Below are 26,361 nucleotides of genomic sequence, written 5' to 3' on the forward strand. Positions count from 1 at the left end.
AATTCTTAATTTTTGAAGCTGAATCTATGTCTTTTCTTTCGTTTTTTAAAGAATATAAAAAGTTTGGAATCTTCTTTACAGTACTATCGCTCATTATATTAGCTGTAATTTATAATGTTTTAAATGTTCCTGCACCATTGCCTATTTACCAACCTGCTATGGTAAGTGAAGAATTGGTAGATAGCACCATACAGCACCAAGCTAAATACCACAAAATAGCGGATTTTAGTCTAATTAATCAAAATGGTGAAATTATTACACAAGACACCTACAAAGACAAAATTTATGTTGCTGATTTCTTTTTTACAACGTGCCAAACTATCTGTCCTATTATGACGGATCATATGTACCAAATACAAAAAGAAATCATTAGTGATGATGACATTATGCTACTCTCTCATTCCGTAACACCAAAAATTGATAGTGTTGCTCAACTAAAAAAGTATGCAAAAGAAAAAGGTGTTATTGATCGTAAATGGAACTTGGTTACTGGAGATAAAAAGCAAATCTATGAGTTAGCTAGAAAAAGTTATTTAGCCGTGAAAACTTATGGTAATGGTGATGAGTATGATATGATACATACCGAAAACTTTATGCTTATTGATAAGAATCGTCAAATAAGAGGGTTTTATGATGGCACCAATCCTGAAGACATAGAAAAAATCCTTAATGACATCAAAATCCTTAAGCAAGAAGATTAAATTCTTCTAAAAGGGTTTTAAACACTTAATTTTTTACCTTACTTTTGCTTCTTTAAATTCAATCTAAATAAGGATAAGCTTGACACTTGCAGATTTAAAACGTGGAGAACAAGGCATTATTAAAGATGTATCCTCAATTCATATTCCATTAAAACTTCTTGAAATGGGATGTTTACCTGGCAATGCTGTAGAATTGGTTCAAGTTGCACCTTTTGCAGATCCTATGTACCTCAATATTAACGGTACACACCTTGCTATAAGAAAAGAAACTGCAATACACATCGTAATAGAAATAGTAAATGGGTAAGCAGATTAACGTTGCATTAATAGGAAATCCTAACACTGGTAAAACCTCTGTGTTTAATGCCTTAACAGGCTTAAACCAAAAAGTTGGTAACTATCCTGGTATTACCGTTGAAAAGAAAGAAGGGATTTGTAAACTGCCTCGAGGTGTTAAAGCACACATTATAGATTTACCCGGAACTTATAGCCTTAATGCTTCATCATTAGATGAAAATGTTGTAATAGAGCTGCTACTCAACAAAGAACACAAAGATTTTCCAGATGTTGCTGTTGTTGTTAGTGATGTAGAAAACCTTAAACGTAATCTTTTATTATTTACTCAAATTAAGGATCTAGAAATACCAAGTATCTTGGTTATTAATATGTCTGATAGAATGGCATATAAAGGTATTTCTTTAGATATTCCTTATTTAGAAAAGCGACTTAATACTAAAATTGCACTTGTAAGCACCAGAAAGAATAGCGGAATTTCTGAACTAAAAGAATTAATCACTAACTATAAAGAGCTTTCTACAGAGCCTTGTATGAACGCTTCTGCTATTGATGAAACTTATTTTAATAACCTCAGAAAAGCATTCCCAAATCAGCTATTATATAAATTATGGTTGGTCATTACACAAGATGTAAACTTTGGTAAAACCGACCGTAAAACAATTGAAGCAGTTTCAGATTTTAAAACAAAATCAAAAACAGATCTAAAACGTCTGCAACAAAAGGAAACTATAAAACGCTATCAATTCATCAACGATACGCTAAAAAAAGGACAAACCATAGACCTTAAATCTGCAAAAGATTTACGAATTAAGTTTGATAGAATTTTGACGCACAAAGTTTGGGGCTACCTTATTTTTGGCTTTATACTACTTACTATTTTTCAAGCTATTTATGACTGGTCTAGTGTACCAATGGATTTCATAGATAGCACATTTGCTTCACTAAGCGAATGGACCAAAAGCATTTTACCAGAAGGAGCATTTACCAATTTATTAGCCGAAGGTATCATTCCAGGGTTAGGTGGAATCGTCATATTTATACCTCAAATCGCCTTTTTATTCCTGTTTATTTCCATTTTGGAGGAAAGCGGTTATATGAGTCGCGTGGTGTTTTTAATGGATCGTATTATGCGACGTTTTGGACTTAGCGGAAAGAGTGTAGTACCTTTAATGTCTGGTACTGCTTGTGCAATTCCTGCTATTATGGCAACACGTAATATTGAAAGTTGGAAAGAACGCCTCATCACTATTTTGGTAACTCCATTTACAACATGTTCTGCAAGACTGCCTGTTTATCTTATTATCATTTCATTGGTAATACCAGAAGGAAGAATTTTAGGATTAAGCTACCAAGCTCTTACCTTAATGCTATTGTATTTAATTGGTTTTGGTGCAGCCGTTGGCTCTGCTTGGATACTCAATAAGGTTTTAAAAATTAGAAGTAAATCTTTCTTTGTAGTTGAAATGCCTAATTACAAAGTCCCATTACTAAAAAATGTTGCACTTACGGTTTTAGAAAAAACAAAGGCTTTTGTATTTGGTGCTGGTAAGATCATTTTGGCGATTTCAATTGTACTTTGGTTTTTAGCCTCTTATGGCCCTAGCGAAAATTTTAACAATGCCGAACAAATCGTAACCGAACAATATGCTTCGGATAATCTTTCTGAAGATGAATTACAGCAAAAAATAGCGTCGCACAAGTTAGAACACTCTTTTATAGGCATCACAGGAAGAGCCATAGAACCAGCTATTAGACCTTTAGGCTACGATTGGAAAATTGGCATTGCCATAGTATCATCTTTTGCAGCACGAGAAGTTTTTGTTGGTACGCTAGCCACGATTTATAGTGTTGGTAGTGACGAAGAAGAAACCATAAAAAACAGAATGGCAGGCGAAGTAAATCCTATTTTAGGAGGACCATTATTTAACTTTGCCTCAGGAATATCTTTACTATTATTTTATGCCTTTGCAATGCAGTGTATGAGTACGCTTGCTATTGTAAAACGTGAAACTAATTCTTGGAAATGGCCACTTTATCAATTAGTGGTTATGAGTGCTTTTGCTTATATTGTAGCATTGGCTGCTTTTCAATTTTTGAAATAAATGAATGACATTATCCAAAATATACTAGTATTTTCAGCATTACTTATTGCTATAGGTTTTCTTGCTAGAAAATTCATTTGGAAGCCTAAGAAAACTAAGGCTAAATCTTGCGGAACAGATAGTTGCGGTTGCAACTAATTTAAGCTCTTAACAACCAACCTTTATATTTTATTAATTTTTCTTTAATAAAATTTAATTACTTTTTTACTAATTTTGTCTGGTGAGCAAATTGATTTACATAGTATTATCAGGCATTATACTTATCCAGAGTTTTCAGATAAGCATAGATGATATTATGCAATTAGATGAACTCATTGAGCATGCTCAGTTTCACAAACAAGAATATGGTGATAACTTTTTTGTCTTCCTGTCTAAACACTATGGCAAACAAAAAGCGGAACATACCGAGCACAATCACAGAGAACAAAGCGACCACGAACAATTGCCTTTTCAATGTCAAGGTCACTACGTTTCAATTTTAGCTATTGTACAAATTCCTTTTCAACCTTCTGTTGATTCTTTTGAAATTACCACAACTTCTGAAGCTAATTTTCATTATTTAAACCTATACGCTTCCTTAAGCGATACACAGCTTTTTCAACCACCAAAACACGCATAATTCATTAAAAACTCAGGTCTGATTTTTTATTAAATCAGTCGTATTTAAATTTTTAATTAATTATGAATTATGTTAGAAAAAATCATAAAATCAAGCTTAAATAATAAGCTTATTATTTTCCTTTTTACGGCATTTATTATTGGTTTCGGAATTTTCTCTTTAACCCAAATTCCTATTGGAGCTGTACCAGATATTACCAATAACCAAGTCCAAGTGATTACTACATCACGTAATTTATCAACCCAAGATGTTGAACAATTTATTACCTATCCTGTCGAGCTAGAAATGGCAAATTTACCAGGCGTAGAAGAGATTCGTTCAGTTTCAAAATTTGGGCTTTCTGTAGTAACGATTGTTTTTGAAGACAAAATGGGCACATATCTGCCAAGACAATTAATTGCTGAAAAAATTAAGTCTGCTTCAGAAGTTATTCCAGATGGTTTTGGCTCACCAGAAATGGGGCCAATCACCACAGGTTTAGGTGAAATTTACCAATACATTTTGGATGTAAAACCAGAGTATAAAGACCAGTACTCAACTACCGATTTACGTACCATACAAGACTGGATTGTTAAGCGTCAACTATCAGGTATTTCTGGTGTTGTTGAAGTTAATACTTGGGGCGGATATTTAAAGCAATACGAAGTTGCTATTAACCCAAATAAGTTAAATGCTATGAATATTTCGGTGTCCGAAATTTACGATGCATTAGAAAAAAACAACAGTGTTGCTGGTGGTGGTTACATTGAAAAAACTAATGAAGCGTATTTTATTCGTGGTGAAGGTTTAGTTAAAAACCTTGAAGATATAGAGCAAATCGTAGTCAAAAACGAAGGAGCACCAATTTATATAAAAGACGTTGCCAAAGTAGGTTTTGGAAGTGCTACTCGCTTTGGTGCTATAACTGGTAATGGTGAAGGCGAAAAAGTACTTGGGCAAATTATGATGCTTAAAGACGGTAACTCTAAAGCTATTATTGATGCCGTAAAAGAACGTGTAAAAGACATTCAAAAAAGTTTACCCGAAGGTGTTTACATCAACGGATTTTTAGAACGTAGCGAGCTGATTGGCAAAACCACTTTTACCGTATCTGAAAACCTAATTTTAGGATCATTAATCGTCATCTTTGTTGTGGTTTTATTACTCGGTAATTTGCGTTCTGGTTTGGTCGTTGCGTCTGTTATTCCGTTGAGTTTATTATTCGCCATTTCACTAATGAACATTTTTGGCGTAGATGCCAATTTAATGAGTCTTGGCGCAATAGATTTCGGGATTATTATTGATGGCGCAGTGATTATTGTCGAGTTTATTGCTTTTAGAATTATTACCGAAAGTGAAAAACTAAAATCACTCACAAAAGAAGCAAAACAGTCGGAAATTGATCAAATTACATTAAAAAGCGCCTCAAAAATGATGAATTCTGCCATTTTCGGACAATTAATCATCTTAATTGTTTTCATTCCAATTTTATCATTAAGCGGTGTAGAAGGCAAAATGTTTAAGCCAATGGCATTGACTTTCAGCTTTGCGTTAATTGGTGCTATGTTACTATGCTTAACTTATGTTCCTGTAGTATCATCTTTATTTTTGAAACCTAAAGCATCAAGCGAAAAAAATGTTTCCGTTAGGTTAATGAAAGTGCTTAACTCTTGGTACAAACCATCAATACATTGGGCATTGAACCATAAGAAAACAGTAGTGAGTTTAGCAGGACTTTTACTTGCTATCAGCATCTTTTTATTTAGTAAAATGGGTGGTGAATTTGTGCCAACTTTAGATGAAGGCGACTTCGTAATTCAACCTGTTTTAAAAACAGGAACATCACTTGGAAAAACCATTGAAATTACGACCAAAATCGAGAATATTCTGTTAGAAAATTTCCCAGAAGTTGATCAAGTTGTTAGTCGTATTGGTGCTGCCGAAGTCCCTACAGACCCAATGTCTATGGAAGAAAGTGATGTGATTATAAAACTGAAACCAAAGGACGAATGGGTAAGCGCAGAAAGTAAAGACGAATTAGCCGATAAATTTAAAGAGGCATTAAGCATCATTCCTGGTATGGAAGTGGAATTCACCCAACCTATTGAAATGCGTTTTAACGAGCTAATCACTGGTGTTAGAGCCGATGTTGCTATTAAAATTTTTGGTGAAGACTTATCCATTTTAGCCAATAAAGCAGACGAAGTCAAAGAACTCATTAAAAACGTTGAAGGTGCTTCAGATATCATCATTGAAAAAGTTGAAGGTTTACCACAAATGAGTGTGTCTTTCAACCGAAGTAAAATTGCGCGCTACGGACTTAATATTTCAGATGTTAATCAAGTGATTTCAATGGGATTTGCTGGCGGTACTGTTGGTCAAGTTTTTGAAGGCGAAAAGCGCTTTGATTTAGTGATGCGTTTAGACCAAAACAACAGAAAAAACCTAGCCAGTCTTCAAAATTTATATGTCGATACGCCAAGTGGAACAAAAATTCCGCTTAGCGAATTAGCAGAAATCACATACACCACCGGACCTGCAAAAATTTCAAGAGATGATACAAAACGTCGTATTGTTGTTGGTATTAACGTACGTAATCGCGATTTGCAATCGGTAGTAGATGATGTCAGAGCCATTCTAGACCAGCAACTAAAATTACCTGTTGGTTACAACGTAACTTATGGCGGACAATTTGAAAACTTACAAAGTGCCAAAGCACGTTTAATGATTGCTGTACCAATTGCTTTAGCCTTAATTTTCTTACTGCTGTATTTTGCATTTGGCTCAGCAAAAGAAGCCTTATTAGTATACTCTGCTATTCCATTATCTGCTGTTGGTGGCGTATTGCTTTTATGGTTACGCGATTTACCGTTTAGCATCTCTGCAGGTGTTGGTTTTATTGCGCTTTTTGGTATTGCGGTACTTAACGGTATTGTACTTATCGAGCATTTTAAAGAACTGAAAGAACACGGTATGGATGATATTGAAGAACGCATAAAGCGTGGAACTTCAGAGCGTTTACGACCTGTTATACTAACCGCAGCAGCAGCAGCTTTAGGGTTTTTACCTATGGCGGTTTCTACCAATGCTGGTGCCGAAGTTCAGCGTCCGTTAGCAACCGTAGTGGTTGGTGGATTAGTCACTGCAACCGTATTAACCCTAATCGTATTACCCGTTTTATACGCGTGGTTTGAAACTAAAAAAGAAATTAAAATGAATAAAACAGCAATCGTTACCATTCTCGGTTTCTTTTTTATGATGAATGCTAACGCTCAAAACCCATTAACCATTGAAGAAACCTTAGCGTTAGCTATAGAAAACAATGCTAGTTTAAAAGCTTCAAATCTTAAGGTAGACGAAAGTAATGCTTTAATAGGAAGCGCTTTTAATTTTGATAAAACGTCTATTTATTACAGTTATGACGAAAATAATTTAGCCATAAACAATCAACCCTTAAAAGTGTTTGGTATTGCTCAAGATTTTAAGTTTCCGACGGTATATTTTGCCGAAAAGAAAACCAATAAAGCAAAAGCTAGTTTAGAAGAAACACATTATAATCTCAGGTTTGAGCAATTACAGCAAGCGGTTTACGCCAACTATTATCAATTAAGTTACTCTAAAAACAAGGCAAAAACTTATAAATATTTAGATAGTCTGTATCAAGATTTTGCCAATAAATCTAAACGTCGTTTTGAACTTGGCGAAACTAATTATTTAGAAATGATTACCGCCAAATCCAAACAAAAACAGCTAGAAACCTTATACAAACAGGCGCTTAAAGAAGTTTCATTTTCTAAAGAACAATTAAAAAGTATTGTGCAAGTTGATAGTTTAGAGATTGTAGATCAACCGCTTGAACAACTACAAATTGAAAGTATTTCAACACAAAATAATGTTGGTTTACACTACTTTGAACAAGCTAAAAACTATCAAAACGCCATCTATCAACAGGAAAAACAAAACTTATTACCCGACATTAGTGTAGAGTATTTTCAAGGTACAAACGACCAATTAAATACTAATATTAAAGGGTATCAATTAGGGTTGAAAATTCCGTTGTTGTTTTCTGGCAATGCTTCAAAAATAAAAGCTTCAAAAATTGCTAAAGACATTATTACAGAACAACAGCAAGATTATAAGACCAAGTTAAACACTAAGTATAATGCGCTTTTGGCGACTTTAGCGCAATACGAAGACGCTGTAAATTACTATAATAATGAAGGCGAAGACCTTAAAAATCAAATTATAAAAACAGCAAATCGTACGTTTAAAGAAGGTGAAATTGACTTTTTTCAATACATACAAAGTCTTGAAACCGCTAGCGAAATTGAATTATCGTACCTGGAAAATTTAAACGCTTACAATCAAACCGTAATACAAATTAACCACCTTACTCTAAATATTTTTTAAGATGAAAAACATATATATATTTCTTTTTTCGCTTTTATTTTTAGCCTGCGGAAATAAAGAAAACAACACAGAATCGGTTGAAAACACAGCAACCAAAAGCAATGTAATAACAGTAACTAAAGCACAATTTGAAAGCGAGCAAATGGTTTTAGATACTTTAAAAACACTTGATTTTTCAACAGGAATTGCCGTTACCGGAATGATAGACGTACCACCCAAAAACAAATCGAGTATCACGACATTTATTGGTGGATATATTACAAACACACCGCTTTTAGTTGGTGACGAAGTTAAAAAAGGACAACTTTTAGTAAGCTTAAAAAATCCTGAGTATGTTGAAATTCAGCAAAATTATTTAGAAATCGCAGAGCAACTTAATTACTTAAAAGCTGAATTTAACAGACAAAAAACGTTGTTTGATGAAGAAATAACTTCAGAAAAAAACTACCTAAAAGCACAAAGCACTTACAAAAGTAGTTTAGCTACTTACAACGGGCTAAAGAAAAAATTACAAATGATGAATATTAGTCCAGCTGCTGTAGAACAAGGAAATATTACCTCAACCATTAGTCTATATGCACCAATTAATGGAAACGTCACTAAAGTAAATGTAAGTAATGGTGCTTATGTTGCACCAAACGATGTGATATTAGAAATTGTAGATATTGACCATATTCATTTAGAGTTATCGGTATTTGAAAAAGATATTATGCACATCAAAAAAGGTCAAAAGATACTTTTTAAAATTCCTGAAGCTTCAGAAAAAACTTTTGAAGCAGACGTGCATTTAGTTGGTACTACAATTGATGAAACTACAAGACGTGTTAAAGTTCACGGACATGTAGATAAAGACTTAGCCAATTTTATTGTTGGTATGTTTGTAGAAGCTAACATTATTACAGACAGTGAAAAAGGTGTTGGATTACAAAACGAAGCTATTGTAAGTGAAGACAAAAACAATTATGTGCTTGTTTTAGATGAAACAACTACTGATGGCTATCAATTTATAAAGCTAAAAGTCAATACAGGACAACAGGATGAAAACGCTACAGAAATTTTAAATCCTGAAGCTATACAAAACAAACAAATATTAGTTAAAGGTATCGGAATGCTACTGGAAGAAGGTGGCGAAGGTGGACACGATCATTAAAATGCTATTATAAAGTAAGTAGAAAAAGTCTGTTTTATCCGAGACCTACGTCTAAAGTCATCATTACAATAAAGCCACCTATAAAGCCTAAGGTGGCTAAATCGGTATACTTATCACGTTGGGTTTCGGGTATCACTTCTTCTACAACAACAAAAATCATTGCACCAGCTGCAAAAGCTAAAGCATATGGTAAAATAGGTTGAAAAAAGGTAACTGCAACAGCACCACAAACAGCAGCTACTGGCTCTACAATAGCAGAAAGTTGTCCATACCAAAAACTCTTAAACTTGCTAACTCCATGTCTGCGTAATGGCATAGAAACAGCTAATCCTTCAGGGAAATTTTGAATTCCGATACCCAAAGCTAAAGCTACCGCTCCTCCTATTGTAGCCTCTGGTATGCCTGCTGCAACTCCACCAAATAGTACACCAACAGCTAATCCTTCAGGTATATTATGTAATGTAATAGCTAACACTAAAAGTGTAGTTCTCCTCCAAGGGGTTTTTACACCTTCTTTTTCCTCTTCTTTAAAATTAATATGTAAATGAGGCATTAACTTATCTAATGCAAAAATAAAAAGTGCTCCCAACGAAAAACCTACTACAGACGGAATAACCTTTACAAAGCCTTCGCCTTCGCTCATCTCAATTCCTGGAGCCAATAGACTCCAAAAACTTGCAGCTACCATTACACCTCCTGTAAAGCCCAACATACCGTCTAAGAGTGCTCTATTCATTCCCTTAAAGAAAAATACTAATGATGCACCTGCAGCGGTTACTATCCAAGTAAATAAAGATGCGTATAAAGCACCAAGTACTGGATCTATGGTTTCAAAATATTGAACAACATCTTGTATCATACTATTAAACGGTTTTTACAAATAAATTATTAGAAACTGTCTTTGATATATTAAGCTCATTATCTTGAACTAATATGGTCATCGATTCATCAAAAGATTCTCTAGCCAACACCTTTATTTGGCATCCTAAAGCAATCTGATTTTTATCCAAATACTTCAAAAAATCTGAAGATGAATCATTTACACCAACAAATTTATAATTGGTGTCTAGCTCTCCTTTGGATAATTTAATTTTATCTGATTTTGAAAAATTCCCATTCCTATCTGGTATAGGATCACCATGTGGATCATGAGTTGGAAACTCTAAAAAAGCATCCAGTTCATCAATAAGTTTTGGGGATTTAATGTGTTCTAACTGTTCTGCAACGTCGTGTACTTCGTCCCACGTAAAATTTAATTTATCAACCAAAAACACTTCCCAAAGACGATGCTTTCTAATGATACTTAGAGCAGTACTTCTCCCCTTTTTCGTTAAACTAACTCCTTGGTATTTCTTATAATTTACAAAGTCTTTATCCGACAATTTCTTAACCATATCAGTAACAGAAGACGCTTTGGTTTCAATTTTTTCAGCTATGGCATTAGTACTTACTGCTGTACCTTCTCTACTTTCTAGATGAAAGATGGTCTTTAGGTAATTCTCTTCAGATAAAGTAATCATAAGGTTTAAAAACTTTCTACAAATATACTACTTATTTTGTTTAAGTAAATAATTTTTTAGTCTTGTCTAAATTTTGTTTTACTTTTGCTTTAAAATAAGTTGTCATGTATCGAATATTAATGGTTTTTCTTTTGGCTTTTCAGCTCACTAATAGTCAAACTACATTTACATTAAGTGGTTATATAACATCAGAAGGTGAGCCAATTAGCTATGCTAATGTTTATTTAGAAACTACTTCTTATGGCACTACCACTGATGCTAATGGCTATTATGAAATTAAAAATATTCCGAGCGAAACTTATACCATTATCGCCTCAATGGCTGGTTATATCACCCAATATAAGACCATTAAAATTGAGGACAATTCCACTATAAATTTTAATCTTGAAACAGAGTCATTAGATGAAGTTGTTGTAACAGGCACCCGAACTTTTAAACGAAAAACAAATTCCGCTGTCATTGTTAATATTTTGAATAGTGAAAGCCTAAATACGCTACAAGCTTGTAATCTCTCTGAAGGATTGAAATTTCAGCCTGGATTAAGAGTAGAAACCGATTGCCAAACCTGTAATTATACACAGCTTAGAATAAATGGACTAGGTGGAGGCTATTCTCAAATTTTAATTAACGGCAGACCTATTTTTAGCCCTTTAACAGGTTTGTATGGTTTAGAGCAAATTCCTGTAAATATGATAGAGCGTATAGAAACCATTCGTGGCGGAGGCTCTTCGCTTTATGGCTCTAGTGCTATTGGTGGCGTGGTTAATGTGATTACAAAAGTCCCTAAAACCAATAATTTTGATATAAGCTATACCTACCAGAACATTAATGGAAAAACGGATGATCACATTATTTCTGGTAATGCGACCGTTGTCTCAAAATCTAAAAATGCTGGAGTTTCGTTGTTTATAAACAATCGTAATCGCGAATTTTATGACCATAATGATGATAATTTTTCGGAATTAACCACATTAAAAAACACAGCTCTAGGTGCTAATTTCTTCTTCTTACCTTCAGAAAATCAAAAACTGGAAGCTAGCTTTAGTAAACTCAACGAATATCGTTATGGTGGTGAAATGGTAGACCAACCTGCATATTTAGCACAACAAGCAGAAGAAAGAACTCATGATGTGATTATGGGTAGCTTAGACTATCAGCTAAATTTCAATAATGATAACAGCTCATTAATTACGTATTTTGGTGCTCAACAAACAGACAGAGACCATTATACTGGTATCTTTCCGGATGATGAAACTGAAATTGATACACATATTTCTAATCCTCCATACGGAACTTCAAAAACTGTGACTTTACAAGGAGGTATTCAATTAAACCATAGGCTAAATAACTTTTTAAAGGGCACCAATGTCCTTACCATTGGTACAGAATATTTAGTTGACGATGTATTAGATATTATAAACTCATACAACTATAAAATTGACCAAACCACAAAAAATCTCGGCACATTTTTTCAAAGTGATTGGGAAATAACACCAAAGCTAAACTTGCTTTCTGGCTTTAGAGTAGATAGCAATAATTTGGTAGATCATTTAATCTTTAGTCCTAGGTTTTCTCTTCTTTACAAAACAGAATCTAATGTTCAATTAAGAGCAACTTGGAGTACAGGTTTTAGAGCACCACAAGCTTTTGATACCGATTTGCATATTGCTTTTACAGGTGGAGGTATCTCTAGAATCTCTTTAGACGATGATTTAACACAAGAACGTTCTAACAGTTTCAGCACTTCAATTAATTATGACAAATCAAGCGAAAAGTTTATTGCTGGTTTTACGCTCGAAGGGTTTTACACAAAACTTGATGATGCATTTTACCTCAACCCAATTGGAGAGGATGAGTTTGGTCAACGTTTTGAAAAGCAAAATGGAGATGCCGCTGTTGTACAAGGTATCACTATTGAAGTTAGAGCAAACTATAACAAAAAAGTGCAGTTAGAAACTGGTTTCACCATTCAAAAAAGTGAATTTAACACTGCTGTAGAAACTATTGAAGGGTTAAACCCTAGACGCGAATTCTTAAGAACACCTAATCATTATGGTTTTACATCCTTGAGTTTTATGCCTAGTGATAGATTTGATAGCAACCTAAATTATGTCTATACAGGAGATATGCTCATTGCTCATTTTGCAGGAGCACCAGAGCAACTCGTTAACGAGTATAAGACTACACCTTCTTTTCATGAGTTTAGCTGGAAAAGCAGTTATAGATTTAACCTTAAAAACCTGGACACTTCATTAGAAGTTTTTGGCGGCATAAAAAACATTTTTAACGCCTACCAAAATGATTTTGACACTGGTAAAAACAGAGACAGTAACTACGTTTACGGACCAGGTATGCCTAGAACATTTTTTGTTGGGTTAAGAATTTTATCTATTTGAATCCTCGCTCCTTCTGAATATGCTCATAAGCTTCTTGTACCTGTCTAAACTTTTCTTCAGCCCCTTCTTGATGTTCTTTACCTAAATGACCTACTCTGTCTGGATGGTATTTTTTTGCCATTTTTCGGTAAGCGCTTTTAACGGCATCGTCTGAAGCTGTTTTGTCAACTTCCAGAATTTTATAAGCATTATTAGTCATGTCATAGAACATGGCTTTAATACTTTCAAAATCTTTTCTGCTAATACCTAAATAGCCAGACATGGTGTAGATTTGCTTTATTTCAACCTCAGTAACGTGGCCATCTGCTTTCGCAATTCCGAATAAAAAGTGAAGCAATTGTAAACGCGATGCATGGTCCATCATTTGTTTAATCTGAAAGCAAACTTGGCGCATCGATATATTTTGCTTAGAAATACGCTTAAACAATTCAAAAGCATGATTAGCTCTATCAGCACCATACATATTTCTAAATTGCTGACGCACAAAGTCTAGCTCTCGCTGGTCTTGTTTGCCATCCGCTTTTATAATGATTGATGCTAATATCAACAAACTAACCTCAAAATCTCCAGATTGTGTTTGTGGTCTTTGATCTTTTCGAGTTTGTTTCGGCCTTTGACGATATAGATCGCGCTGACGATTTTGACCTGTTTGTCTTTCTCCTATTAAAGGAGATCCGTTTTCAGATAAATTATCAACAAAACTACCCAAGGCCAATCCAATTATAGCTCCTATTGGTCCGCCAAAAGACCAGCCAATAGCACCTCCTATCCACTTTGCAAAACTCATATGTTAACTATAGATTTTATGAATGAGTAAATATACTATTAGTTAGTGTATTACTTATATTAATTGTTACACATTTGGTATCTTTGCACTTTAAAATTGATAATTAAAAAGAAAAAAATATGTATCCAGCAGAATTAGTAAAACCAATGCGTGAAGATTTAACAAACGTAGGTTTTGAAGAATTACATACTACAGAAGCTGTAGACCAAGCCATAGCAAAAGAAGGAACAACATTAGTGGTTGTTAATTCGGTTTGTGGATGTGCAGCTGCCAATGCAAGACCTGGCGCTCGTATGAGTTTAGAGAACGTAAAACGTCCAGATAATTTAGTAACGGTATTTGCAGGTGTAGATAAAGAAGCAACTAACAAGGCTAGGGAATATATGATTCCGTTTCCTCCAAGTTCTCCAAGTATGGCTTTATTTAAAGATGGCGAATTGGTACACATGCTAGAGCGTCACCACATTGAAGGTAGACCTGCAGAACTAATTGCAGAAAATCTTATAGATGCTTATAATGAGTATTGTTAAGAAGAAAAAAATAATAGTTAAAACCACGAATTAATTCGTGGTTTTTTTGTGCTTAATAGGCATTGATATACTTTTGTAGTATGCAAAAGCTATTAGCCTACCCTCTTACCGTTTTATACTTTATTTGCTTTGGATTAACCTTAGTAATATTTCACCCTATACAATGGTTTTGTAAAAATGTATTCGGATACCAAGCACACAAAATCAGTGTAGATTGGTTACAATTTTTTATAATGCGCAGCCTAAATGTGTTGGGCACTACGTTTTCTTTTACCAATCCCTACAAAATTGAAAAAGGTGTCCCTCTAATTATTGTTACCAACCACCAAAGCATGTACGACATACCTCCTTTAATTTGGTACTTGCGCAAACATCATGTAAAATTTATCAGTAAAAAAGAGTTAGGCAAAGGTATACCAAGTGTTTCTTATAATTTACGCCATGGTGGCTCTGTGCTTATAGATAGAAAAGATGCCTTAGGTTCTATTAAAGCTATTGAAAATTTTGCAAAACGAATTGAAAACAACAAATGGGCAGCTGTTATTTTTCCTGAAGGTACACGAAGTAGAGACGGAAAACCAAAACCATTTAAAACTAAAGGTTTGCTTACCATGATAAAGCATGCGCCAAATGCTTTAATTGTTCCTATTACCATTAATAATTCATGGAAAACACTTAAGTATGGTAAATTCCCTATGGGTTTAGGCGCTCGTATTTCTTTTTTAGTTCACAAACCTATTCAAGCAAATCATTATGAAGATAAGCTTGAGCTAATCAGTATCGTTGAAGCCCAGGTTAAAAGCAGCATCGAACAATGACAAATCTTGGGCTAATAGAATCTACAAAAGCATTTGTAAAAGCATCGTTAGAAGATGCTGAAGGTGGACACGATTGGTTTCATACTTTGCGAGTTTACAACAATGCCAAGCTCATTTCAAAAAACGAAAATGTAGATCTTTTAGTCGTTGAATTGGCTACTTTACTCCATGATATTGCTGATCCAAAATTTCATGATGGTGATGAAACTATTGGCCCCAAAAAGGCTTCAGAGTTTCTATTAAAACAAAATGTAGATAGTACTGTTATTGAACATGTAACCCAAATTATAGAGAATATGTCTTTTAAAAATTCTTTTGATTTGGAAACTTCTTTTAACTCCCGAGAAATGGAAGTTGTACAAGATGCTGATAGATTAGATGCTATTGGAGCCATAGGAATTGCCAGATGCTTTAACTACGGAGGGTTTAAGAACAGAGCTTTGTACAATCCTGATATAGCGCCAAATCTTAATATGACCAAAGCAGAATATAAAGCTGCTAAAGCACCAACTATAAATCACTTCTACGAAAAGTTGCTGTTGCTCAAAGACCAAATGAATACCAAAACTGGGAGGCGAATCGCCTCTGATAGACATAAGTTTATGGAAGATTACCTAAAGCAGTTTTATGCTGAGTGGAATGGAGAACAGTAAAGCCTAAAACTTTATTGCACCATTAATTTAACCTCACTTCTATATTTTGAAGCACTTTTGCCTGTAATTTCCTTAAATAACTTATTAAAGTGAGAAAAGTTATTAAAACCACATTCAAAACTTATATCTGCGATACTCATTTGGCTTTCTGTAAGTAATTTTGTAGCATGCACTACTCGGTATTCGTTTACCAATTTTGTAAAGGTCTTTCCTGTTACTTTTTTAAAGTATCTACAAAATGCAGGAACCGTCATACTTACTTTATCTGCAATTTCATCTAAACTTATGTGCTCTTTAAAGTTTTCGTTTACATGTTTAAAAATGGTGTCGATTTTAGCACTGTCTTGTGGTTCTGCTTCAAAGGTATAACCATCGGCATTTAAAATAGTGTAATCTTCAGCTTTGGCTAAACTGTGTAATATTTCTAGCAAGAGTAGAATTTTTTTAAAGCCTTCTTTTTCAGACAACCTTTCTATTTTCTTTCCTAACTTTTGTTTGGTTGGTATACCAAAAAGAATTCCGCTTTTAGCACGTTCAAATAGATTATTTATTTTTTCCATCTCTGGAATACTAAAGAAATGCTCTCCTAAAAACTCTGGCTTAAACTGTACAATGGTTTCGGTTCCATTTATTGTAAGCCTATCTGTAAAACCATTGTGTGGTAAATTAGAACCCAATAATAAAAGTTGGCTGTTGTTAAAGTAAGACAAATGATTACCTATATGTCGCTTTCCTTTTCCTTTATTGACGTAAACCAATTCAATTTCTGGGTGAAAATGCCAAAATGGTTTTTTCTCACCTATATATGCTCCATGTTTTACAACTCGCATAGAGCTCCCAAATTCTGGGCTTATTTTTTCTAGAATAGGTTTTCTTGTGTTCACTTCTAAATTTTTAATGCAAAGTTACAGCATAATAAAAGTCAAATGTATATATAATTATCATTATTCTATACTATTTTAACCCGATATATCTATTAACACCTATTTAAGGTTAATTAAGCACACAAATATGCCAAAATCCTTGTTTTTAACTCCCAACTAGCACTATACATTTGTAGTGTTAATTCAGTTTAACCTTAAAAAAGGAAAAAGATGAAAACACTAATTAAAAGTATTTTGGTAGTAGCAGTAATGTTGGGAACATATACAAGCTACGCGAGTGAGACATTAAAGGAATTACCAACATTTAAATTTGTAAATGAAGGGCACAATCTTTCTGTGACGGATACTTCGGGAGAAGTTATTTTTAGTGGTCGTATTAAACATAATGGAAATCTAGTTAGGCTTTTTGATTTTAGTCAACTAAATAATGGAATATATACCGTTGAGATCACTAAAGATTTTGAAATTGAAGTTGTTGACTTGGAAGTGAATAACAAAGAGGTTAAAATACTAACCGAGACACAAAGCAAAATTTACAAACCTGTAATAAGACCTGAAGAAGGATTACTTATCATTTCAAAGATTGGTTTAGACACTAATGAAATGAAAGTTGAGCTTTACTTTGAAAATGAATTGATTCATACTGAAAATGTTGAAGGAAAAGATGTCTTAAACAGAGTTTATAAATTAGATAAAACTGTTACAGGAGAGTATACAGCAGTCATTAAATCTAATGGCAGAGTATACTCCAAGAATTTTAGGATATAAATTTTGATTGTTTATATATTAGTTATTTTTTTACTTCGAAGGTGGGCTTTATGCCCACTTTTGTTTTTAGAACAACTTTAGTTGACCATCTTTATACTGCTCATGTAAAGCTATATTAAGCTTAGGCATAGATTTGTCTTTGAAGTATTTTAATCTTGCCAATGCAATTAGATCGTTAATCTGTTTTGCTATTTGTCCTTCTCCTCTCATTCTTACTCCGTATCTACTCTCGTTTAATGTTCCTCCATGGCAATTTTCAATTTGGTGCAAAACCTTATCTGCTCTGTCTGGCATAGTTTTACAAATCCAATCTGTAAAAATTTCACCTATGGCTCCGTTTAATCTCACAACAGTATGTGCTATACTTAGCGCACCAGCTTCTGAAACTGCTTTTGCCATTGGTAAAATTTCATGACTATTGATAGAAGGTATTATTGGTGCCAACATTACATTTACCGGAATACCATTATCACTAAGTTCTTTTACAGTTTGAAGCCTTCTTTTTATGGTTGCTGTACGTGGTTCTAAAATGCGTCTCGTCTCTTCAGACAATGATGTTATTGAAATATTTACTGAAATTAAGTTGTCTTTTGCTAACGCTTTTAAAAGTTCAATATCTCTTAAGATTAACGCATTTTTTGTAATTATTGCTACAGGATGTTTGTACTTTAAAAACACCTCTAAGCACTGCTTTGTTAATTGAAACTTCTTTTCTGCTGGCTGATAACAATCTGTATTACCAGACATTACTATGGTATGCGCTTTCCAACTTTTCTTCTTTAGGAGATCTTCTAAGAGTTTTGGCGCGTCTTTTTTTACTAAAATTTTACGTTCAAAATCTAAACCTGCACTAAATCCCCAAAATTCATGACTATTACGAGCATAGCAATAAATACATCCATGCTCACAACCTTGGTACATGTTCATGGAATAGGCCATACCAACATCTGGACTCGTAACTTTATTGACTATAGTCTTTGGAAATACATTAAGATACTGCGTTTTATTTTTGTCTGCTATCTCACCTTCTTTATGGCAAAACTCTAAGAAATCATCACGCATTTCGTGAGACAACTCAAAAAAACGGTTATGAATATTGCGTTGGGCACCTCGTCCCTTAATGATAGATTTAGAGCTCATAATAGATAATTAAAATGTAAAACTTAAAAAAGCAGGACATTAAAATTATCTATTTATCGCTCTTAATGGTGTTGAAAAGTGATTTGGTTATTCACAAATTTTGTAGGAAGAATGGTGTTGGATTCTAAAAACTAATAAAACACAATTCATTAAGAATCATGATTACTTCCCAGGAAAATCAGCTTTACGCTTTTCTAAAAATGCTGTTGTCCCTTCGGTAAAATCATCAGTGCCAAAGCACTTACCGAATTGTTTAATTTCTACTTTATAACCATTCTTACCATCTTCGTAATTAGCGTTGATTGCCTTTATGGCTTTTCCTATAGCTACAGAAGAGTTTTTCATTATTTTACTAGCTATACTTTCGCAAAACTCTAATAAGCCTTCTTGCTCTACAACATGATTAACTAATCCGTAACTCAATGCTTGGTTAGCATCTATCATCCCAGCAGTCATAATCATTTCCATAGCTCTACCTTTACCCACTAATTGTGGCAATCGCTGTGTACCTCCATAACCTGGAATTACACCTAACGAGGTTTCTGGCAAGCCCATTCTGGCATTTGTACTAGCCACTCTAAAGTGACAAGCCATGGCTAATTCTAAACCTCCTCCAAGAGCAAAACCGTTTACAGCAGCAATAACAGGAGTACTTAAATTTTCAACAAAATCGAATAATAATTTTTGACCTTGAGCAGCTAACTTTCCGCCTTCTTCTACATTAAAATCTGCAAACTCACTAATATCAGCACCAGCTACAAAGGCTTTTTCACCGCTTCCTGTAACAATAATCACCTTGGTGCCTGAATCCTTATTCGCTTCATCAAAAGCATCATGAAGTTCTTGTATTGTTTCCTTGTTTAAAGCATTTAGTTTTTTTGGTCGGTTAATGGTAATCGTTGTAATTCCGTTTTGGTGGTCTGATAATATGTTGTTGTAAGACATAATTTTTATTGATTTAATCTATAAAATCCTGAAAAAAGCTCAGGATGACAAAGTCATTCTTTAGGAAAAGTTACTGTAAATATAGTTCCTTCTCCTTCTTGTGAGGTAAAGGTAATACTTCCTTTAAAGGTTTCCACAATATTTTTTACCATTGCCAGTCCTAAGCCCATACCACTTGACTTTGTGGTAAATTTTGGCTCGAATATTTTCGACTTAGTCTCCTCTGCAATTCCGTTTCCGTTATCTTCTATAGTAATTTTAACTTCATCTCCTTTAGAAAACACTTTAACTTTTATACTTGGGTTTTCTTTAGTTTCTGGTATAGCTTGTATTGAGTTTTTTACCAAATTGGTTACCACCCTTATAAGTTGTGTACGATCAAACTTGGCGATAATTTCTTCGGTTTCAGCTTCAAAAGAAATGTAGTCTTCATTAAAAATATCTAACGCTAGTTTTACAATATTTACAACATTAAGATTTTCAGACTTTTGAGCAGGCATCTTAGCAAAGTTTGAAAAAGCTGATGCTATAGAACTCATTGTGTCTATTTGCTGTATTAGTGTATTGCTGAATTCATCTACTTTTTGATGAATATTATCGTCATTAGGATCAAATTTACGCTGAAAACTCTGCACACTCAACCGCATAGGTGTTAACGGGTTTTTAATCTCGTGTGCTACTTGTTTTGCCATTTCTCTCCAAGCTTGTTCACGTTCGCTAGTTGCCAGTTTTACAGCACTGGCTTCTAGCTCATCTATCATACTGTTATATGAGTTAACGAGGGTTTCTATTTCTTCGCTTGTAGAGTCTACTTGGATTTTTTTGTTGCGCTTTTCAAGCCTAGTCTCGTTCATTTTGTCACTAATGGTCTTGAGTGATTTTGTTATATAAGTTGAAATAAAATATGCAAACACAATGGCCACCAAAATCATGGCAAAGTAGGCATAACCCAAGCGCATTAAAAACTCATTAAGTTCCCTGTTAAGAAAATCATCATTTTCTAAATAGGGTAAATTTAGTATGGCTAAATTTTTAAACTTGCCATCGGTAATGTATGAGTATGAAGATTGAAACGTTTGTCCGTTCTCTTCTTGCTTAATAACATATCGATGCTCAGCAGTATTTGATAAGGTATTGAGAACTTCTGCACCAAGGCATCTATCTGACGAGTCTCTTAATATGGTACGTTTAGAGCTTTTTAAAAGTTCTCCTTCTAAATCGTATAAGTTAATTTGCAGATTATGAACAGCGTCTATATCAAAGATTGCATCTTTAAATATTAAAGGAATATTTTCTGTAGTTACAGGATACGTGGTTTCTTGTATAGTAAACTCTATACTTTTTCTAATAGCTTTTTCCTTTCGCTCTAAACGCTCTCTGTGATAATCCTTTGCCTCTTCGTTATATTGATAAATCGTTACTGCTGCAATTAATACCGAAGCTAATAATACCAAAAGTATCATTGCAATGAATATTCGAGACCGTAAGGATAGTTTTTTAATTTTCATCAGCTTATTAATGGACTAAATATAGCAATAATCAAGCCAATTAGGCATCTGGGTTTTTCTCGCGTATACGTTTATATAGTTTAAATCCTAACATTATAAGTATCCCAAGAACTACGATACCAACAACACCAAAAATCCAGTTAATTGTACTTTTTAAAATGACTAAAAAGACTACTGCAAAAAGGATGAAGGTTGCGCCTTCGTTCCAAATTCTCATAAAGTTTGAAGTTACTTTTACTTCATCATTTTGTAGTTGTTTGTAGTAGATATGCGTTTTGTAGTGGTATATGAAAAGTAATACTACAAAAGTTAGTTTTACATGCATCCAACCTTGCTGAAACCAACTCGGCATTAAAATCATTAACCAAATCGCAAACAGTGTTGCCAAAATTGCCGAAGGCCAAGTGATGATAAACCACAAACGTTTCGCCATAAGCTTTAGCTGCTTTCCTAGAATTTCCTTTTCTGGTGAAGGTTTATGAAAGGCTTCTATTTGATATACAAACAATCTTGGAATGTAAAACAAGCCTGCAAACCAAGTGATAACAAAAATGAGATGTAGTGATTTTATGTAATTATAGTATTCCATTTATATAGGTTAGATTCTCCTTAAACTTTCTTGTTATTTAGATGATGAAACAAATTCAGCATGACAAATTTAGACTTAATCCTCAACAAACAAATAATTCAACTGTTTAGAATTAAAGGCTGCATTGAATGCTTTCACCTCATCATTAAGAATTGTGTTAAATTGAGATAATTGCGTTTCAATTTTTGAAGTCAATTCATTTTTAACAGCAACATCTTGATCGGTTGGTGCAAAATCGCCCATGCTTACTAAAGCATTGAGATGCCCTAATTTATTAGTCAACTTAATTGGAAAGTTTAAAGGATCTTGACCACTTCTGTTTTTGGTTTGGTATAATTCTTTTTCAATATTAGAAAGTTGCTCTTCTAAGGCTTTGGCTTTTTCTACCAAGTCTTTCACATTATCATCGTCCTTATATTGCTTTTGAAATGCACTTAGCTGACCATTAATATTTCTTATTTTTTTAATGGATTTATGCGCTTTGTCCATCGTTTCGTTAACATCCTTGACAAACTGAAACTGCTTTTCCATATCAGCAAGCGTGCTTTCTGCCCTTGGATCTGCAAGAATCGTAAATGGTTGTGACTGCTCATCTCCATTAACATTTAAACTCACTTTATACTTACCAGGAATTGCTCTTGGTCCTTCTAAACTTGCCCACCACAATATCATACCTGGCAAACGTTCTGCACCATCATAAGTCATATCCCAAACAAACTGGTTTGCTCCATTTTCAACTTTAAGCATATTCTTTTTGTCTTTTGTTGAAAATGTTTTAATCGTGTCTCCTTTTGTATCGAAATAGGTTAGAGCTACTTCGTCGTCTTCCTTGTAATCTTTTAAATTGAAATACGTGATAACGCCATTTGGATGATTAGTGCCAGTTGTTAAACTTCCTCTTCTACCTCCACCTCGCATTCTATAAGTGTCCTTTGGTTGAAATAAAACAGTTTTACTTAAATCCGCATCGTATAATTGATGAATAAGAGTTAAATCGTCTATCATCCAAAGACTTCTACCTTGAGTCGCAACGATTAGATTATTGTCCTTTATAGTTAAGTCGGTTATTGGTACAATTGGTAAATTCAATTGAAATGGCTTCCAGTCTTTGCCATCGTTAAGAGAAATATACATTCCTGTTTCGGTACCTGCATAAAGCAAACCTTTACGCTTTGGATCTTCTCTTAAAACTCTGGTAAAATGCTCGCCATTAATACCATTAGTGATTTTCTTCCAAGTTTTTCCGTAGTCTGTGGTTTTGTACAAATATGGTGCAAAATCACCTGTTTTGTATTTTGTACCAGCGACATAGCAAGTACCTTCATCAAAAGCACTTGGCTCTATACTATTAATCATCATCCATTTAGGCATACCTTTCGGTGTGACATTGTCCCATGTTTTACCACCATCTTTAGTAACATGAATTAAACCATCATCACTACCAACCCAAAGCAAACCTTCTTTTAAAGGAGATTCGTTCGCAGCAAAAATGGTACAATAATATTCTACAGAGGTATTATCTTGTGTAATCGGTCCGCCTGAAGACTTTAATTTTTCCGGATCATTTCGAGTTAAATCTGGACTAACGATTTCCCAAGATTGCCCTTCATTTTCAGTAACATGAACGTGTTGAGAAAAGGTGTATAATCGATTTGGATTATGCTTAGAAAACATAATTGGGAAATTCCATTGAAAACGATACTTCATGCCTTCTGCACCATGACCCATAGGATTATCTGGCCAAACATTGATTGCTCTTACGGTTCCTGTTTTATGATTCACTCGTGTTAAGAAGCCATCATAGCTTCCGCCATAGACAATATCGTTATCCTCAGGATCTACAGCAATGTGAGCAGATTCACCACCTGCTGTACTTTCCCAATCGTCTTCAGTAATTGAATACCCATCTGTTCTGTGGGGAATTCTTATAGTAGAATTATCCTGCTGTGCCACATAAATACGATATGGAAACGCATTATCTGTAGTTACTCTGTAAAATTGCGATGTTGGCTGATTGTGATACGTACTCCAAGTCTCGCCTCCATCATAGGTAACTTGTGCTCCACCATCGTCTCCGATAATCATTCGGTCTGGATTTTCTGGTGCAATCCAAAGGTCATGATGGTCTCCATGAGGTGCGTTGTAGGTGTTAAAATTCTTGCCACCATCTGTACTTTTATGATAGCGTACATTTAAGACATAAACTGTATTTACATCTTTGGTGTCTGCATAAACTCTGGTGTAATACCAAGCGCGCTGACGTAATTTTCTTTCATCATTAACTTGTGTCCAAGTTTCACCACCATCGTCACTGCGATATAAACCTCCTTGGTCTTTATTTTCAACAATAGCCCAAAGGCGTTGATTATTTATTGGTGATACTGTTATACCAATGATACCCAAAATACCTTCAGGAAAACCTTTATTAACCGATATTTCGGTCCAAGTTTCTCCACTATCTGTACTTTTCCAAAGTGCTGAACCTTCACCTCCAGAACTTAAGCTGTAAGGTGTACGTTGCACTCGCCAAGTTGAAGCATATAAAATTCTAGGATTTGTAGGATCCATGATTAAGTCTACAACACCAGCATGTTCGTTAGAAAATAAGGTCTTTTTCCAAGTTTTTCCACCATCTGTACTTTTGTAAACACCTCGTTCTTGTGTTGGTTTATAGATGTTACCCAATACACCAGCATAAACAATATTATGATTAGTAGGATGAATTGCGATACGTGGTACGTGCCTACTTTGAGGCAAACCAGATGCTTGCCATGTTTTACCAGCATCAACGCTTTTCCAAATACCATAACCTGAAGACACATTTCCTCTGACGGTTTTTTCACCACCACCAACATAAATAACATTTGGGTCGCTTTTAGAAACAGCTATAGCACCTATGCTTCCCCCAAAATAACCGTCTGATATGTTTTCCCAGACACGACCTCCGTTTGTAGTTTTCCAAATACCTCCACCAGTTGCACCAAAATAATATAGGTTAGGTTGATTTGGAACACCTGTAACAGCAGCACTTCGTCCACCTCTAAAGGGTCCGAGTAATCTATACTCTAAGGCTCCATAATCCGATTCTTGAAAATTTTGTGATTGAAGATTTAAGCAAAAAAATGGGAGTAATATTGCTAATAGATAGGAAGAAAATCGCATAAAAATTAGTCGTTGGTTATAAGAACACTAAAATTACGGATTTAAAATTATTCTACTTCTTTTGGGAGTAAATTTAACTTTACCTCTCTATGTAAGAAATAAACAGTAACAATGGTTGCTAAAACATCTGAAATAGGAAAGGACATCCAAACACCAAGTTCACCATAGAATCTTGGTAGAATAAAAATCAAAGGGATAAAGAAAATTCCTTGACGAAGAAGTGTGAGCAATAAAGCTGGTATAGCCTTACCTATTGCCTGAAAATACGCTGCTCCTATTAATTGAATACCAATAATTGGTGTTGCCGCAAATACCCAACGCATAGCAGGAGGTGTTTCTCTTAAAACCTCAGCGTCTTGAGTAAAAAGCTGGGTTATAGCATCTGGAAACAGCATTAAAAAAACAAATATGACAGCTGCCAATGCTACTCCATATTTAATGGCTGTAAATATAGAGTCTCTGACGCGTTTGTACTGTTCTGCACCATAATTAAATCCAGCAATTGGTAAGAATCCTTGGGTAATTCCATAAACTGGAAATAAAGCAAACATTAACATTCTACCAACAATAGCATAAGCTGTCACTGATGTTTCACCTCCTAAATTGAATAAGATATTATTCATTAATAAGTAAGTGACACTTACAATGGCTTGTCTAGCTAAAGTCACAAAACCTAAACCTCCTATTTCTTTGATGATTGGAAAATTCAGTTTGTAAAAACACTCTGTGATTTTTAATTCTGAATTATTGGATAAAAAATACCAGACAATAAACCCCAAACAAAGCATATATGAGCCTGTAGTTGCCCACGCTGCACCATGCATACCATAGCCTAATATTTTTATAAAAATGTAGTCTAAAATAAGATTGCCTACAGAAGGAATCATCATGGCATACATCGCAAATTTTGGTTTGCCTTCTGCACGGATTACGGTGTTTCCCATCATACATAAGGCTAAAAAAGGCACACCATACAATACGATTGTGTAATAAATCTTTGCAGGATTAAATATGTCTCCCTTACCACCAAAAGCTGGTATAATACTATCCACAAAATACAAACCAGGAATAACGAAAGAGACCGTTAGTAAAAGTGTAAGCGTAATTTGATTCCCAAAAGTAGCTAAAGCTTTTTCTCTATTGTTTGCTCCAAGTGCTCTAGAAATAATTGAAGAACCACCAATACCAATAGCCATACCCAAAGCAGCTATAAAAAACGACACTGGTAAAACTACATTGATTGCCGCTATAGCATTAGGCCCTATCCAATTACCAACAAAAATAGTATCTACAAGAATGTTAAGCGACATTACCAAAATACCTATAGAGGCTGGCACAGCTTGTTTTACTAGCAGTTTACCTATTGGTTGACTACCTAAATCTTGTGACGATACTTTAGCCAT

At 34.4% G+C, this 26,361-nt stretch carries 22 protein-coding genes; 12 read left to right on the forward strand and 10 right to left on the reverse strand.

Annotated features, from left to right (window positions below; translation table 11 throughout):
• Positions 1-26: 26 nt before the first annotated feature.
• The 7 genes from MST30_RS05020 (at position 27) to MST30_RS05050 (ending at position 9,258) form a co-directional block, all read left to right on the forward strand.
• The gene (locus MST30_RS05020; RefSeq protein WP_243473288.1) at positions 27-701 is read left to right on the forward strand and encodes an SCO family protein; all 675 of its coding nucleotides are present in this window, start codon (positions 27-29) and stop codon (positions 699-701) included.
• A gap of 73 nt (positions 702-774) precedes the next feature.
• Complete coding sequence (locus MST30_RS05025) at positions 775-1,008, forward strand: FeoA family protein (protein ID WP_243473859.1); 234 nt, start codon at positions 775-777, stop codon at positions 1,006-1,008.
• Positions 1,001-3,100: a ferrous iron transport protein B gene (gene feoB, locus MST30_RS05030; protein ID WP_243473289.1), complete on the forward strand. Its 2,100-nt coding sequence runs from the start codon at positions 1,001-1,003 to the stop codon at positions 3,098-3,100. The genes MST30_RS05025 and feoB overlap by 8 nt, the downstream gene beginning before the upstream one ends.
• The gene (locus MST30_RS05035; protein ID WP_243473290.1) at positions 3,101-3,238 is read left to right on the forward strand and encodes a FeoB-associated Cys-rich membrane protein; all 138 of its coding nucleotides are present in this window, start codon (positions 3,101-3,103) and stop codon (positions 3,236-3,238) included.
• 82 nt (positions 3,239-3,320) lie between these two features.
• On the forward strand, positions 3,321-3,719 hold the full coding sequence (locus MST30_RS05040) for a hypothetical protein (RefSeq protein WP_243473291.1): 399 nt from the start codon (positions 3,321-3,323) through the stop codon (positions 3,717-3,719).
• A gap of 69 nt (positions 3,720-3,788) precedes the next feature.
• Entirely contained in the window at positions 3,789-8,108 is a 4,320-nt protein-coding gene (locus MST30_RS05045) for a CusA/CzcA family heavy metal efflux RND transporter (protein WP_243473292.1), read from the forward strand.
• Between the two features lies 1 nt (position 8,109).
• Complete coding sequence (locus MST30_RS05050) at positions 8,110-9,258, forward strand: efflux RND transporter periplasmic adaptor subunit (RefSeq protein WP_243473293.1); 1,149 nt, start codon at positions 8,110-8,112, stop codon at positions 9,256-9,258.
• Positions 9,259-9,292: 34 nt separating this feature from the next.
• Here MST30_RS05050 and MST30_RS05055 read toward each other — a convergent pair whose 3' ends face one another.
• Positions 9,293-10,117 (reverse strand): ZIP family metal transporter, encoded by an 825-nt coding sequence (locus MST30_RS05055; RefSeq protein WP_243473294.1) that lies wholly within the window; start codon positions 10,115-10,117, stop codon positions 9,293-9,295.
• 4 nt (positions 10,118-10,121) lie between these two features.
• Positions 10,122-10,778: a metal-dependent transcriptional regulator gene (locus tag MST30_RS05060; protein WP_243473295.1), complete on the reverse strand. Its 657-nt coding sequence runs from the start codon at positions 10,776-10,778 to the stop codon at positions 10,122-10,124.
• A 104-nt stretch (positions 10,779-10,882) separates the two neighbouring features.
• Here MST30_RS05060 and MST30_RS05065 point away from each other — a divergent pair, with 104 nt between their 5' ends.
• Positions 10,883-13,174, forward strand: a complete 2,292-nt coding sequence (locus MST30_RS05065) for a TonB-dependent receptor (RefSeq protein WP_243473296.1) — start codon at positions 10,883-10,885, stop codon at positions 13,172-13,174.
• On the opposite strand, the gene MST30_RS05070 is transcribed toward MST30_RS05065, so the two are convergent.
• On the reverse strand, positions 13,167-13,961 hold the full coding sequence (locus MST30_RS05070) for a TerB family tellurite resistance protein (protein WP_243473297.1): 795 nt from the start codon (positions 13,959-13,961) through the stop codon (positions 13,167-13,169). The two genes, MST30_RS05065 and MST30_RS05070, sit on opposite strands and share 8 nt — an antisense overlap.
• Before the next feature lie 119 nt (positions 13,962-14,080).
• On the opposite strand from MST30_RS05070, the gene MST30_RS05075 reads away from it, so the two are divergent.
• The 3 genes from MST30_RS05075 to MST30_RS05085 all read left to right on the forward strand — a co-directional run bounded on the left by MST30_RS05075 (position 14,081) and on the right by MST30_RS05085 (position 15,962).
• Entirely contained in the window at positions 14,081-14,491 is a 411-nt protein-coding gene (locus tag MST30_RS05075; RefSeq protein WP_243473298.1) for a BrxA/BrxB family bacilliredoxin, read from the forward strand.
• An 80-nt stretch (positions 14,492-14,571) separates the two neighbouring features.
• Complete coding sequence (locus tag MST30_RS05080) at positions 14,572-15,309, forward strand: lysophospholipid acyltransferase family protein (RefSeq protein WP_243473299.1); 738 nt, start codon at positions 14,572-14,574, stop codon at positions 15,307-15,309.
• Positions 15,306-15,962, forward strand: coding sequence for an HD domain-containing protein (locus MST30_RS05085; protein ID WP_243473300.1), 657 nt, complete (start codon positions 15,306-15,308; stop codon positions 15,960-15,962). Before MST30_RS05080 ends, MST30_RS05085 begins: the two co-directional genes overlap by 4 nt.
• An 11-nt stretch (positions 15,963-15,973) precedes the next feature.
• On the opposite strand, the gene MST30_RS05090 is transcribed toward MST30_RS05085, so the two are convergent.
• Positions 15,974-16,846, reverse strand: coding sequence for an AraC family transcriptional regulator (locus tag MST30_RS05090; RefSeq protein ID WP_243473301.1), 873 nt, complete (start codon positions 16,844-16,846; stop codon positions 15,974-15,976).
• Positions 16,847-17,056: 210 nt separating this feature from the next.
• Here MST30_RS05090 and MST30_RS05095 point away from each other — a divergent pair, with 210 nt between their 5' ends.
• The gene (locus MST30_RS05095) at positions 17,057-17,614 is read left to right on the forward strand and encodes a T9SS type A sorting domain-containing protein (protein ID WP_243473302.1); all 558 of its coding nucleotides are present in this window, start codon (positions 17,057-17,059) and stop codon (positions 17,612-17,614) included.
• 66 nt (positions 17,615-17,680) lie between these two features.
• Here the strand turns inward: MST30_RS05095 and MST30_RS05100 are convergent, their stop codons facing one another.
• From MST30_RS05100 to MST30_RS05125, 6 genes are all read right to left on the reverse strand, one after another.
• Positions 17,681-18,754, reverse strand: a complete 1,074-nt coding sequence (locus MST30_RS05100; RefSeq protein ID WP_243473303.1) for a PA0069 family radical SAM protein — start codon at positions 18,752-18,754, stop codon at positions 17,681-17,683.
• Positions 18,755-18,916: 162 nt separating this feature from the next.
• Positions 18,917-19,699 (reverse strand): enoyl-CoA hydratase/isomerase family protein, encoded by a 783-nt coding sequence (locus tag MST30_RS05105; RefSeq protein ID WP_243473304.1) that lies wholly within the window; start codon positions 19,697-19,699, stop codon positions 18,917-18,919.
• A gap of 53 nt (positions 19,700-19,752) precedes the next feature.
• A complete protein-coding gene (locus MST30_RS05110; protein ID WP_243473305.1) occupies positions 19,753-21,207 on the reverse strand; it encodes a sensor histidine kinase in 1,455 nt (484 codons plus the stop codon).
• A gap of 40 nt (positions 21,208-21,247) precedes the next feature.
• Positions 21,248-21,796, reverse strand: coding sequence for a CopD family protein (locus MST30_RS05115; RefSeq protein WP_243473306.1), 549 nt, complete (start codon positions 21,794-21,796; stop codon positions 21,248-21,250).
• 75 nt (positions 21,797-21,871) lie between these two features.
• On the reverse strand, positions 21,872-24,958 hold the full coding sequence (locus tag MST30_RS05120) for a VPS10 domain-containing protein (protein WP_243473307.1): 3,087 nt from the start codon (positions 24,956-24,958) through the stop codon (positions 21,872-21,874).
• A 47-nt stretch (positions 24,959-25,005) separates the two neighbouring features.
• Entirely contained in the window at positions 25,006-26,361 is a 1,356-nt protein-coding gene (locus MST30_RS05125; RefSeq protein WP_243473308.1) for an MATE family efflux transporter, read from the reverse strand.

Origin of the sequence: Winogradskyella sp. MH6 (assembly GCF_022810765.1) — a bacterium.
GTDB lineage: Bacteria > Bacteroidota > Bacteroidia > Flavobacteriales > Flavobacteriaceae > Winogradskyella.

What these genes read in the sequence shown, in the direction of transcription:
- MST30_RS05065 (WP_243473296.1), top strand. Translation starts at nt 10,883, where the DNA reads ATGTATCGAATATTAATGGTTTTTCTTTTGGCTTTTCAGCTCACTAAT.
- MST30_RS05060 (WP_243473295.1), bottom strand. Translation starts at nt 10,778, where the DNA reads ATGATTACTTTATCTGAAGAGAATTACCTAAAGACCATCTTTCATCTA.
- MST30_RS05080 (WP_243473299.1), top strand. Translation starts at nt 14,572, where the DNA reads ATGCAAAAGCTATTAGCCTACCCTCTTACCGTTTTATACTTTATTTGC.
- MST30_RS05105 (WP_243473304.1), bottom strand. Translation starts at nt 19,699, where the DNA reads ATGTCTTACAACAACATATTATCAGACCACCAAAACGGAATTACAACG.
- MST30_RS05120 (WP_243473307.1), bottom strand. Translation starts at nt 24,958, where the DNA reads ATGCGATTTTCTTCCTATCTATTAGCAATATTACTCCCATTTTTTTGC.
- MST30_RS05050 (WP_243473293.1), top strand. Translation starts at nt 8,110, where the DNA reads ATGAAAAACATATATATATTTCTTTTTTCGCTTTTATTTTTAGCCTGC.
- MST30_RS05075 (WP_243473298.1), top strand. Translation starts at nt 14,081, where the DNA reads ATGTATCCAGCAGAATTAGTAAAACCAATGCGTGAAGATTTAACAAAC.
- MST30_RS05100 (WP_243473303.1), bottom strand. Translation starts at nt 18,754, where the DNA reads ATGAGCTCTAAATCTATCATTAAGGGACGAGGTGCCCAACGCAATATT.
- MST30_RS05045 (WP_243473292.1), top strand. Translation starts at nt 3,789, where the DNA reads ATGTTAGAAAAAATCATAAAATCAAGCTTAAATAATAAGCTTATTATT.
- feoB (WP_243473289.1), top strand. Translation starts at nt 1,001, where the DNA reads ATGGGTAAGCAGATTAACGTTGCATTAATAGGAAATCCTAACACTGGT.
- MST30_RS05070 (WP_243473297.1), bottom strand. Translation starts at nt 13,961, where the DNA reads ATGAGTTTTGCAAAGTGGATAGGAGGTGCTATTGGCTGGTCTTTTGGC.
- MST30_RS05095 (WP_243473302.1), top strand. Translation starts at nt 17,057, where the DNA reads ATGAAAACACTAATTAAAAGTATTTTGGTAGTAGCAGTAATGTTGGGA.
- MST30_RS05020 (WP_243473288.1), top strand. Translation starts at nt 27, where the DNA reads ATGTCTTTTCTTTCGTTTTTTAAAGAATATAAAAAGTTTGGAATCTTC.
- MST30_RS05085 (WP_243473300.1), top strand. Translation starts at nt 15,306, where the DNA reads ATGACAAATCTTGGGCTAATAGAATCTACAAAAGCATTTGTAAAAGCA.
- MST30_RS05055 (WP_243473294.1), bottom strand. Translation starts at nt 10,117, where the DNA reads ATGATACAAGATGTTGTTCAATATTTTGAAACCATAGATCCAGTACTT.
- MST30_RS05125 (WP_243473308.1), bottom strand. Translation starts at nt 26,361, where the DNA reads ATGGCTAAAGTATCGTCACAAGATTTAGGTAGTCAACCAATAGGTAAA.
- MST30_RS05035 (WP_243473290.1), top strand. Translation starts at nt 3,101, where the DNA reads ATGAATGACATTATCCAAAATATACTAGTATTTTCAGCATTACTTATT.
- MST30_RS05115 (WP_243473306.1), bottom strand. Translation starts at nt 21,796, where the DNA reads ATGGAATACTATAATTACATAAAATCACTACATCTCATTTTTGTTATC.
- MST30_RS05110 (WP_243473305.1), bottom strand. Translation starts at nt 21,207, where the DNA reads ATGAAAATTAAAAAACTATCCTTACGGTCTCGAATATTCATTGCAATG.